The sequence below is a fragment of the Enterobacter sp. MGH 16 genome (assembly GCF_000493175.1).
Taxonomy (GTDB): domain Bacteria; phylum Pseudomonadota; class Gammaproteobacteria; order Enterobacterales; family Enterobacteriaceae; genus Enterobacter; species Enterobacter roggenkampii.
The window spans coordinates 3,070,196-3,082,387 of record NZ_KI535695.1; the positions used below are offsets into that span (position 1 = coordinate 3,070,196).

10 protein-coding genes are annotated in these 12,192 nt (G+C 54.4%); 2 read left to right on the forward strand and 8 right to left on the reverse strand.

Annotated elements, in window-relative coordinates; translation table 11 throughout:
• Positions 1-33: 33 nt before the first annotated feature.
• From L362_RS08440 to tkt, 7 genes are all read right to left on the reverse strand, one after another.
• Positions 34-765: an oxidative stress defense protein gene (locus L362_RS08440; RefSeq protein ID WP_008499728.1), complete on the reverse strand. Its 732-nt coding sequence runs from the start codon at positions 763-765 to the stop codon at positions 34-36.
• Positions 766-857: 92 nt separating this feature from the next.
• Positions 858-1,493: an arginine exporter ArgO gene (gene argO, locus L362_RS08435; RefSeq protein WP_021242063.1), complete on the reverse strand. Its 636-nt coding sequence runs from the start codon at positions 1,491-1,493 to the stop codon at positions 858-860.
• A gap of 149 nt (positions 1,494-1,642) precedes the next feature.
• Positions 1,643-2,497, reverse strand: a complete 855-nt coding sequence (gene mscS / locus L362_RS08430; RefSeq protein WP_008499730.1) for a small-conductance mechanosensitive channel MscS — start codon at positions 2,495-2,497, stop codon at positions 1,643-1,645.
• A gap of 186 nt (positions 2,498-2,683) precedes the next feature.
• On the reverse strand, positions 2,684-3,763 hold the full coding sequence (gene fbaA / locus L362_RS08425) for a class II fructose-bisphosphate aldolase (protein WP_008499731.1): 1,080 nt from the start codon (positions 3,761-3,763) through the stop codon (positions 2,684-2,686).
• 92 nt (positions 3,764-3,855) lie between these two features.
• On the reverse strand, positions 3,856-5,019 hold the full coding sequence (pgk, locus tag L362_RS08420; RefSeq protein ID WP_008499732.1) for a phosphoglycerate kinase: 1,164 nt from the start codon (positions 5,017-5,019) through the stop codon (positions 3,856-3,858).
• A gap of 49 nt (positions 5,020-5,068) precedes the next feature.
• Complete coding sequence (gene epd / locus L362_RS08415; protein ID WP_023326032.1) at positions 5,069-6,088, reverse strand: erythrose-4-phosphate dehydrogenase; 1,020 nt, start codon at positions 6,086-6,088, stop codon at positions 5,069-5,071.
• Between the two features lie 329 nt (positions 6,089-6,417).
• Positions 6,418-8,409, reverse strand: coding sequence for a transketolase (gene tkt / locus L362_RS08410; protein WP_023344866.1), 1,992 nt, complete (start codon positions 8,407-8,409; stop codon positions 6,418-6,420).
• Between the two features lie 272 nt (positions 8,410-8,681).
• Between tkt and L362_RS08405 the strand changes: the two genes are divergently transcribed.
• Entirely contained in the window at positions 8,682-9,440 is a 759-nt protein-coding gene (locus L362_RS08405) for a metalloprotease LoiP (protein ID WP_008499735.1), read from the forward strand.
• Between the two features lie 209 nt (positions 9,441-9,649).
• Entirely contained in the window at positions 9,650-10,918 is a 1,269-nt protein-coding gene (locus tag L362_RS08400) for an OprD family outer membrane porin (protein ID WP_021242067.1), read from the forward strand.
• A gap of 51 nt (positions 10,919-10,969) precedes the next feature.
• On the opposite strand, the gene speB is transcribed toward L362_RS08400, so the two are convergent.
• Positions 10,970-11,890, reverse strand: coding sequence for an agmatinase (gene speB, locus L362_RS08395; RefSeq protein ID WP_008499737.1), 921 nt, complete (start codon positions 11,888-11,890; stop codon positions 10,970-10,972).
• Positions 11,891-12,192 lie beyond the last annotated feature (302 nt).

The window sequence follows — 12,192 nt, forward strand, 5'->3', positions numbered from 1 at the left end:
CGGGTGGCGGCCACGCCTTACCCGGCCTACAGATTACTGAGCCGGTTTCGGCTGTGCTGCAACAGGTTCAAGCTGGAACACCACATCCACCTGATCGTCGAACTGGATCGTCGGCTGCTCGTAAGTTTCCTGAGCGGATACCGGCGCTGCGTCAGCCTTCATCATACGAACCATCGGGCTTGGCTGGTAGTTAGAGACGTGGTAACGCACGCTGTAAACCGGACCGAGCTTGCTCTTAAAGCCAGAAGCCAGCTGTTCCGCCTGGTGAATGGCATCATCAATCGCCGCTTTACGCGCTTCGTCTTTGTATTTCTCCGGTTGCGCAACGCCCAGCGACACGGAACGGATCTCGTTCAGGCCCGCCTTCAGCGCACCATCCAGCAGCGAGTTAAGCTTATCCAGCTGACGCACGGTCACTTCAACGGTACGCACCGCACGGTAGCCTTTCAGGATGCTTTTGCCATTCTGGTAGTCATAATCGGGTTGAGTACGCAGGTTCGCAGAGTTGATATCTTTTTTACCGACACCGTTCTGCTCGAGGAAAGAGAGGTATTGCGCAACGCGATCGTCAGCCTGCTTCTTGGCCGTCGCTGCATCTTTCGCCGCCACATTCACCTCAATTGCCAGGGTTGCAACATCGGGTACCGCGTCCACGCTTGCGGTGCCTGACGTGACGATGTGCGGGCCATCCGGCAATTCGCTTGCCTGCACCGACACCGCACCGAAACTCACTAATGCCGCCAGGGCCATCACTTTGAACTTCACTGTCATTCCTCCATGTTGCGAAGAGTGCCCCAATAACAGGGCGCATGCCAGCAAGCTTAGCGGGTCTTATTCAGTTGTCCATAAGACAAGGATTAGTTGAACAATTCCTGGACATGATGAATCCCCTCTTTCGCCAGCTGGAAAGCGATAAACCACATCACCAGGCCGACCAGGGTATTAATGATGCGCTGGGCTTTGGCCGTACGCAGGCGGGGCGCCAGCCATGCCGCCAGAATGGCGAGACCGAAGAACCACAGGAAAGAGGCGCTGACCGTACCGAGCGCAAACCAGCGTTTCGGCTCAACGTCCAGTTGACCGCCCAGGCTGCCCAGCACGACGAAGGTGTCGAGATACACATGCGGGTTAAGCCAGGTCACCGCCAGCATGGTGACGATAATCTTCCAGCGCCCCTGCTTCATGACCTCCGCGCTCGCCAGTTCGAGGTTGCTGCTCATCGCCGTTTTCAGCGCGCCGAATCCGTACCAGAGCAGAAACGCCACGCCGCCCCAGGTGACCAGCGCCAGCAGCCACGGAGACTGCATCAGCAGCGCGCTGCCGCCAAAAATCCCGGCACAGATCAGCAGCAAATCGCTTACCGCGCACAGCAGGGCAATCATCAGATGGTACTGGCGGCGGATGCCCTGATTCATCACGAACGCATTTTGCGGGCCGAGGGGAAGGATCATAGCCGCACCTAAGGCAAGCCCTTGAAAATAATAAGATAGCATGATGATTTTCTCGCAGTGTTGTTCTGGAAGCTGACTATACTGCGCGAACTACATTAGATGAAATGGATAATATTAATTGGGTATTAGCGGAGCTTATGAAGGTAAAGCCCGGTGGCGCTAGCGCTTACCGGGCCTACAACGTCGGGGGATTACTCGGCGGCTTTCTCGCGTTTAAGATTCACGTCCATCTGCGGATACGGGAAACTGATGCCGTTGGCGTCGAAGTCGCGCTTAATGCGTTCCAGCACGTCCCAGTATACGTTTTGCAGATCGCTGCTTTTGCTCCAGATACGCACCACAAAGTTAATGGAGGAAGCGCCGAGTTCATTCAGGCGAACCGTCTGCTCTTTGTCTTTCAGAATGCGATCGTCAGAAGCAATGATGTTGGTAATCAGCGACTTCACCTGATCGATGTCGGAGTCGTATGCCACGCTGATAATCAGTTCGTTACGACGCACCGGCTCACGGGAGAAGTTGATGATGTTGCCCGCGATAATTTTCCCGTTCGGCACGACCACGATGCGGCCATCGACGGTACGCATAGTCGTTGAGAAAATCTGCACCTGCAGCACGGTTCCGGCAATGCCGCCAAGGTCAACGTATTCGCCGGAGCGGAACGGACGGAAGGTCACCAGCAGCACGCCTGCCGCCAGGTTTGAAAGCGAGCCCTGCAGTGCCAGACCAATGGCCAGACCGGCGGCACCGAGAACGGCAATGACGGAGGCGGTTTGCACCCCCACACGGCCCAGCGCGGCAATCAGCGTGAAGGCGATAATGCCGTAGCGCACCAGTGCGGAGAGGAAGTCTGCCACCGTGGCGTCAATGTGACGGGCCAGCATTACGCGGTTAACCGTATTCGAGACAATACGCGCCACGATCATCCCGACGATGATGATGGCAATCGCCGCGACGATGTTCACGGCATAGCTCAGCAGCAGGGCCTGGTTGCGCACCAGCCAGTTACCGGCGTTATTGATGCTGTCTACAACATCGAGTTGTTCCATTTATTCTTCCTTTTGTTAAACCAAAACACAAAATCCATCCCCCATGGAGACAGGCAGGTCAGTAAAGGGTAAACAAAAAGCACCGGCTTTGCCAAACAGATCACAAAAACAGGGCTGGCAGGGTATTGAAAAAGCATAAAAAAAGGCCCGCATTTGCGGGCCTTCTGATGCTGTTAGCAGCTCAAATTACAGAACGTCGATCGCGTTCAGTTCTTTGAAAGCCTGCTCCAGACGGGTCACCATGGACGTCTGCGCTGCGCGCAGCCATACGCGTGGATCGTAGTATTTCTTGTTCGGCTGGTCTTCGCCTTTCGGGTTGCCCAGTTGGCCCTGAAGGTAAGCTTCGTTCGCTTTGTAGTACTGCAGGATACCGTCCCAGGTTGCCCACTGGGTGTCGGTGTCGATGTTCATTTTCACGACGCCGTAGCTTACGGAGTCTTTGATTTCCTGAGCAGAAGAACCGGAACCGCCGTGGAAGACGAAGTTCAGGCTGTTGTGCGGCAGGTTGTGTTTCTTGGAAACGTATTCCTGAGAATCACGCAGGATGGTTGGGGTCAGAACCACGTTACCTGGTTTGTAAACGCCGTGTACGTTACCGAAGGACGCTGCAATGGTGAAGCGTGGGCTGATTTTGCTCAGCTCGGTGTAAGCGTAATCAACGTCTTCTGGCTGGGTGTACAGTGCAGAAGCGTCCATGTGGCTGTTGTCCACACCGTCTTCTTCACCGCCGGTGCAACCCAGTTCGATTTCCAGGGTCATGTCCATTTTGGCCATGCGCGCCAGGTACTTAGAGCAGATTTCGATGTTTTCGTGCAGTGACTCTTCAGACAGGTCGATCATGTGAGAAGAGAACAGTGGTTTACCGGTTGCCGCGAAGTGTTTTTCACCCGCGTCCAGCAGACCGTCGATCCACGGCAGCAGTTTCTTCGCGCAGTGGTCAGTATGCAGGATAACTGGAACACCGTAGTGTTCAGCCATCTGGTGAACGTGGTGCGCACCAGAGATAGCGCCCAGGATTGCAGCACCCTGAGGAATGTCAGTTTTCACGCCTTTACCTGCGATGAACGCAGCGCCGCCGTTAGAGAACTGAACGATAACCGGTGCTTTAACTTTAGCAGCAGTTTCCAGTACGGCGTTGATGGAGTCGGTACCCACGCAGTTAACTGCTGGCAGAGCGAAGTTGTTTTCTTTAGCTACCTGGAACACTTTCTGTACGTCATCACCAGTGATAACGCCAGGTTTTACGAAATCAAAAATTTTAGACATGTTGCTTAGTCCTGTATCTTCGGCCGTTAGAAAAGGTGCGAGCTCTTAAAAGCGCGCTGAAAATTGGGCAGGTTTCCCTGCCCTTGAATGGCTTACTTCTTAGCGCGCTCTTCGAGCATTGCTACTGCTGGCAGTACTTTGCCTTCCACGAATTCGAGGAATGCGCCGCCACCAGTGGAGATGTAGGAGATCTTGTCAGCGATACCGAACAGGTCGATTGCTGCCAGGGTGTCACCACCGCCTGCGATAGAGAACGCTTCGCTGTCTGCGATTGCGTTAGCCACGATTTCAGTCCCTTTGCGGAAGTTCGGGAATTCGAACACGCCAACAGGACCGTTCCACAGGATAGTTTTTGCGTTTTTGAGGATTTCAGCCAGTTTCTGTGCAGAAACGTCGCCCAGGTCCAGAATCTGCTCTTCGTCTTTGATGTCGTTTACAGATTTCAGGGTCGCGGTTGCGGTTTCGGAGAACTCAGTCGCGACGCGAACGTCAGTTGGAACCGGGATATCACAGGTACCCAGCAGGCGTTTGGCTTCGTCAACCAGGTCTGCTTCGTACAGGGATTTACCGACGTTGTGGCCCTGAGCGGCAACGAAGGTGTTCGCGATACCACCGCCAACGATCAGCTGGTCAGCGATTTTAGACAGAGAATCCAGAACGGTCAGTTTGGTAGAAACTTTAGAACCACCAACGATAGCGACCATCGGACGAGCAGGCTCTTTCAGTGCTTTACCCAGCGCTTCCAGTTCGTCAGCCAGCAGAGGACCGGCACACGCTACGTCTGCGAATTTACCGATACCATGGGTAGACGCCTGAGCACGGTGAGCCGTACCGAATGCATCCATCACGAATACGTCGCACAGTGCAGCGTATTTTTTGGACAGGGTTTCGTCGTCTTTCTTCTCGCCTTTGTTGAAGCGAACGTTTTCCAGCACAACCAGCTCACCGGCTGCAACGTCAACGCCGTCCAGGTAATCTTTCACCAGGCGAACCGGGTTGGACAGTTTGTCTTTCAGGTAATTAACCACTGGCAGCAGAGAGAACTCTTCGTTGTACTCGCCTTCAGTTGGACGACCCAGGTGGGAGGTGACCATCACTTTCGCGCCCTGCTTCAGAGCCAGCTCGATGGTTGGCAGAGATGCACGGATACGCGCGTCGCTGGTCACTTTGCCATCTTTAACCGGTACGTTCAGATCGGCACGGATGAAAACGCGTTTACCAGCCAGATCCAGATCGGTCATCTTAATTACAGACATGGTGAATCCTCTCGTTGATTCTTAAAGTTTTGCAGACGCACGATGCGCCTTACCTGAAACCTTGAGCAGCCATTGCTAACGTGGTGTCGAGCATTCGGTTAGCAAAGCCCCATTCGTTATCACACCAGACCAGCGTCTTGATAAGGTGTGCGCCACTGACCCTCGTTTGCGTGCCATCGACGATGGCGCTGTGCGGGTCGTGGTTAAAATCTACTGAGACCAACGGTAATTCCGTATAGTCAACTATACCATGAAATGCCCCCTGTGCCGCTTTTTGCAGCAACAGGTTGACTTCACACGCTTTTACCGGTTTTTTCACCGTCACGCTAAGGTCGATCGCGGTGACGTTGATCGTCGGGACGCGCACGGCAATCGCCTCAAAACGATCGTTGAACTGCGGAAAAATTCGGGTAATCCCAGCAGCCAGCTTTGTATCCACCGGAATGATTGACTGGCTCGCTGCACGCGTGCGCCGTAAATCCGGGTGGTAAGCGTCAATGACCTGTTGATCGTGCATGGCGGAGTGAATCGTGGTCACGGTGCCGGACTCAATGCCATACGCATCGTCTAACAGTTTGATGACCGGAATAATGCAGTTGGTGGTACAGGAGGCGTTGGAAACAATGCGGTGTTCGGCTTGCAGCTCATGCTGGTTGACGCCAAACACGACGGTCGCGTCGAGGTCGTTACTGCCGGGATGAGAAAACAGGACTTTTTTCGCACCAGCAGAGAGATGCGCTTCGCCATGTTCGCGATTGCCATACACACCGGTACAGTCAAGCACGACATCCACACCCAGTTCACGCCAGGGTAGCCCGGAGATGCTGTTCTCATGCAGCACACGAATAGCGTCATCACCCACAAAAAGCTGATCTCTTTCCTGGCGCACATCCCAGGCAAAGCGTCCGTGGCTGGTGTCATACTTCAACAAATGCGCCATGCCCGCAGCATCCGCCAGTTCATTGATTGCCACCACGGTCATTTCCGCCCGACGTCCGGATTCATACAAAGCACGAATCACATTACGCCCGATGCGACCGAAGCCGTTAATCGCTACGCGTACGGTCATAGATCTCCTGCAAAGCAATCCCTGAGTTTGAGGTGGCTGAAAGAGTAATCCAGCTACGCCCGAAGGGGAATCCTTGCTGTCACAAACTGCGATTGATTGGTCATTTGTCGAACATTTAATCGACTGAAACGCTTCAGCAAGAATAAGCGAATCGGGGAATAAAAGGAATGTCTGTCCAGATGAATAAGCGAGCTATATGACTTGCGTCACATTTTAGGTGGAATAATGCTGCTTACAAAAAAGCCGGGTGGCGCGCTAGCGCTTACCCGGCCTACTTTCGAGCCATTTGTAGGCCCGGTAAGCATAAGCGCCACCGGGCAAAACGGCGATTACAGCAGTTCTTTCGCCTTCGCGACAACGTTCTCAACGGTGAAGCCGAACTCTTCGAACAGCAGTTCTGCCGGAGCAGATTCACCGAAGGTGGTCATACCGACGATAGCGCCGTTCAGGCCCACGTATTTGAACCAGTAGTCAGCGATACCCGCTTCCACTGCCACACGCGCGGAAACCGCTTTAGGCAGTACGGATTCACGGTAAGCAGCATCCTGCTTGTCGAACGCGTCGGTAGACGGCATGGAAACCACGCGCGCCTTCACGCCTTCGGCAGTCAGTTTTTCCCATGCGGCAACAGCCAGTTCAACTTCAGAACCGGTAGCGATGAAGATCAGCTCTGGCTGGCCCGCGCAATCTTTCAGCACATAACCGCCGCGCGCGATATTCGCCAGCTGCTCTGGGGTACGTTCCTGCTGCGCCAGGTTCTGACGGGAGAGGATCAGCGCGGTAGGACCGTCCTGACGCTCAACGCCGTATTTCCACGCCACCGCGGATTCCACCTGGTCACATGGACGCCATGTGCTCATGTTCGGGGTCACGCGCAGGGAAGCCACCTGCTCTACCGGCTGGTGAGTTGGGCCGTCTTCGCCCAGACCGATGGAGTCGTGGGTATAGACCATCACCTGACGCTGTTTCATCAGCGCCGCCATACGCACGGCGTTACGCGCATATTCAACGAACATCAGGAAGGTAGAGGTGTACGGCAGGAAACCACCGTGCAGGGAGATACCGTTGGCAATCGCAGTCATACCGAATTCACGTACACCGTAATGGATGTAGTTACCGGCAGTGTCTTCGTTGATTGGCTTAGAACCGGACCACAGGGTCAGGTTAGATGGTGCCAGGTCAGCGGAGCCGCCGAGGAATTCAGGCAGCAGAGGACCGAACGCTTCAATGGCATTCTGAGACGCTTTACGGCTCGCGATTTTAGACGGGTTCGCCTGCAGCTTAGCGATGAATTCGTTCGCTTTCGCGTCGAAGTCAGACGGCATGTCACCTTTCATACGACGGGTGAATTCAGCCGCTTCCTGTGGGAAGGCTTTCGCGTAAGCAGCGAACTTCTCGTTCCATGCCGCTTCTTTTGCCTGGCCTACTTCTTTTGCATCCCACTGAACATAGATCTCAGATGGGATTTCGAATGCAGGGTATTTCCAGCCCAGCGCTTCGCGGGTCAGTGCGATTTCCGCGTCGCCCAGCGGCGCGCCGTGGGAGTCGTGCGTACCCGCTTTGTTCGGAGAACCGAAGCCGATGATGGTTTTGCACATCAACAGGGACGGTTTGTCCTTCACTGCGCGCGCTTCTTCTACTGCACGTTTAATCGAGTCAGCATCGTGGCCATCAACGCCACGCACAACGTGCCAGCCGTAGGCTTCGAAACGTGCAGCGGTGTCGTCAGTGAACCAGCCCTCAACGTGACCGTCGATGGAGATACCGTTGTCGTCATAGAACGCAACCAGTTTACCCAGCTTCAGGGTACCTGCCAGGGAGCACACTTCGTGAGAAATGCCTTCCATCATGCAGCCATCGCCCATGAACGCGTAGGTGAAGTGGTCAACGATGTCGTGGCCAGGACGGTTGAACTGCGCCGCCAGGGTCTTCTCAGCAATCGCCATACCCACAGCGTTTGCAATACCCTGACCCAGCGGGCCGGTGGTGGTTTCTACGCCAGCGGTGTAGCCCACTTCCGGGTGACCTGGAGTTTTGGAGTGCAGCTGACGGAAGTTTTTCAGCTCTTCGATAGGCAGATCGTAGCCGGTGAGGTGCAGCAGGCTATAGATCAGCATAGAGCCGTGGCCGTTGGACAGCACGAAACGGTCGCGGTCAGCCCATGATGGGTTCTGCGGGTTGTGGTTCAGGAAATCGCGCCACAGAACTTCGGCGATATCAGCCATACCCATAGGGGCCCCTGGGTGGCCGGATTTGGCTTTCTGTACTGCGTCCATGCTCAGCGCACGAATAGCATTAGCAAGCTCTTTACGTGAGGACATTTTAACTCCAGATCGGACTGTTAAAGGCCATGCCCTTGACGACAGCGCGTTTTGGGCTACGCCGGAAAAAAGTGCCAACAATGTAACCCAAGCCGCAAGTCATGTACATGGAGCATTCTTTTGCTTGTTAAGAAATCTCTGGATCATGCTCGCATGTTGCGCAATCTGCTCGCCCGGCCCTGTAGATATTCCTTATACTTAGCCCGACACCGGCTTCGCTGACGGTGCACTTTTCGGATTTTATTCAGATTAACGAGTACGGAAGCAACCTCATGAAAATGCGTGCAATAGTGCTGGCCCTGGGTACAACGCTCCTGCTGAGCGGCTGTCAGAATATGGACTCTAACGGTCTGATGACGTCAGGCGCAGAGGCCTTTCAGGCCTATTCCCTGAGCGATGCGCAGGTAAAAGCGCTGAGCGACCAGGCCTGTAAAGATATGGACGGAAAAGCCACCCTTGCGCCGTCTGACAGTACCTACACGCAGCGTCTGAATAAGATTGCTTCCGCGCTGGGCGATAACATCAACGGCCAGCCGGTGAACTACAAGGTGTACATGGCGAAAGACGTCAACGCCTTCGCGATGGCAAACGGCTGTATCCGCGTTTACAGCGGGCTGATGGACATGATGACCGACAACGAAGTGGAAGCGGTTATCGGCCATGAAATGGGCCACGTTGCCCTGGGCCACGTGAAGAAAGGGATGCAGGTAGCCCTGGGCACCAATGCCATCCGCGCAGCGGCAGCCTCTGCAGGCGGTATCGTTGGCAGCCTGTCGCAGTCACAGCTGGGCGACGTAGGTGAAAAGCTGGTGAACTCTCAGTTCTCCCAGCGCCAGGAGTCCGAAGCGGATGACTACTCCTACGATCTGTTGCGCAAACGCGGCATTAATCCATCCGGTTTAGCCACCAGCTTCGAAAAACTGGCCAAGCTGGAAGCGGGACGTCAAAGCTCCATGTTTGACGATCACCCTGCCTCAGAAGAACGCGCACAGCATATTCGCGACCGTATGGCCGCAGACGGAATTAAATAATTTCAGAAGGAGGCAGTTTTGCCTCCTTTTTATTTCGCATGAATTGTTAACTTAACAGCACGTATCGATAACACCCCTGGAAGCCCCGCAAAATCTGCCCTGTCACATCGAAACACCTGGTCACATAATTATTGCAAAGGTCACTTTTTCCGGTAATTATCCCCCCTGCAGTTATTCAATTAATATATCCAGACAGAGACGTTCCCTCCGTGAAAAAAGAATTATCATTAATTGCTTTAAGTTTATTTGCCGCATTACCTGCCGCTGCAAGTCAGCAATCCGACAGCCAGGGTTTTATTGACGACAGCCATCTGGACCTGTTTTTACGCAATGCGTATATCAGCCGTGATTATCATCAGGGCCAGCAGGACAAAGCCGAATGGGGTCAGGGGATCATCGCCACGTTTGCATCCGGCTATACTGAAGGACCGGTTGGCTTTGGTGTGGACGGTATTGCTCAATACGGCGTGCGCCTGGATGGCGGCCGCGGCAAGAGCGGCGCGGGCGGCATCGACTTCTTTAAGCAGGAAGACGACGGCCGGGCAAAATCCGATCTGGCAAAGTTTGGCGCAACCGCCAAAATGCGCATCTCGAATACCGTACTGAGCTACGGGAATCAGCGACCAGAATTGCCTATCGTGAATGCCGACAGCTCCCGCCTGCTGTTTGAAAGCTATACCGGCACCATGCTGACCTCAAAAGAGATCGATGGTCTGGAAATCAATGCCGGTTATTTCACGGACGAGCAGCGTAAAAGTGACGACCGCCACGACAGCGGGCTGAAGAGCCTCTCCTTCGGCGGCGCGAGCTACCAGTTCAACGACCAGTTCAGCGGCGCGCTTTACGCCTCTCACAATGAAGAGGTGATGAACAAGCAATATCTGGGCCTGAACTTCAAACAGCCGTTCAGCACCGGGCAGCAGCTGGTGCTCGACTTCAACGGTTATAACTCCCGTCTGGACCAGAGTTATGCGGACAGCCTCGACACGGGCCGCAGCAACGCTATCTGGAGCCTGGCGGCGAGCTACATCTGGGATATTCACACGTTCAAAGTGGCGTACCAGCAGAGCAGCGGCAGCACCGGCTACAACTACGGCGGCTACCGCGACCAGGGCGGCGTGGGTGATGGCGGTAACACCATCTGGCTGGCAAACTCCTACTGGTCTGATTTTAACGGCGAAGATGAACGTTCCTGGCAGGCATCCTACGGTCTGGACTTTGGTGGCCTTGGCCTGCCGGGTCTGAGCTGGACCACCGCCTACGTGCGCGGGGACAACATCAAAACCGCAGAAACCAGCAACGGCAAAGAGCACGAGTGGTTTAATCAGATCCAGTACCAGGTGCAGGATGGTCCGGCGAAGGATCTGAAACTGAAACTGCGCTATTCCGTACTGCGCGTCTCCAGCAACGCCAGCGATTATAACGTGGGTGGGGATGAGATCCGCGCTTACGTGGAATACCCGTTTAACGTCTTTTAAAGGCAATAAAAAACCTCTCCAGGGAGAGGTTTTTTTTACACCAGAAGAGGCTTATTCGCCTTTTTTGGCTGCCTGGATGTAGAGCATTTCCAGTGCCAGGGTCGCTGCGGCCAGCGCAGTGATCTCGGACTGGTCATACGCAGGCGCCACTTCCACCACGTCCATCCCGACAATGTTGAGATCCTTCAGGCCGCGCACCAGCTTGATGGCACGGTCTGAGGTCAGGCCGCCGATCACCGGCGTACCGGTACCCGGCGCAAATGCCGGATCCAGGCAGTCGATGTCGAAGGTCAGATACACAGGCATATCACCCACGATCTGCTTCACCTGCGCGAGGATGTCATCAACACCGCGATCGTTAACCTGACCCGCATCCAGCACGGTGAAGCCGTTGTCTTTGTCGAATTCAGTGCGAATACCGATCTGCACGGAGTGGTTCGGGTCGATCAGACCTTCATTCGGCGCGGTGAAGAACATGGTGCCGTGGTCAAACTCACAGCCGTTGGCGTAGGTGTCGGTGTGGGCATCGAAGTGCACCAGCGCCATTTTACCAAAGTGCTTCGCGTGGGCGCGCAGCAGCGGCAGGGTCACGAAGTGGTCGCCGCCGAAGGAGAGCATGCGCTTGCCGGCAGCCAGCAGCTTCTCGGCGTGGGCCTGCAGCTTTTCGCTCATCTCACGCGCGTCGCCAAAGGCGTACACCAGGTCACCGCAGTCCACCACGTTCAGACGCTCGCGCATGTCGAAGTTCCACGGGAAGCGGTTGTGCTCCCAGGCCAGGTTAGTGGAAACCTGACGGATCGCCGCCGGGCCATGACGCCCACCCGCACGGCCTGACGTTGCCATGTCGAACGGCACGCCGGTGATCACCCAGTCCGCATCACTGTCGTACGGCTGGAAGTTCATCGGAAGGCGTAAAAAACCAAACGCGTTAGATACCAGAGAGTTATCGTACTGATGACCTAAAGTGCTCATGTCCTGTCCTCGTATCATAGATAGACGATCGTTGCTAAAGGTGAAAAAAAATCCCTTCCGCGTCGTTAAGCCCGACGAGGAAGGGATCGTTTCATATCGTAATGCTGTATGGCGCTAAGAATAGCGCCTGAATCCATTAAATTCAAGCGACTCATAAATACAACATATATAGACAACCCATCCTATTCATCAAATAAAATCATAGCCATAAAAATATTATAATCTTTACAATCCATATATTTTCCAAGTGAATATTTAATTCATCCCACCATCTATTTCGCCCTTGTAATTCAAAGAAAAAA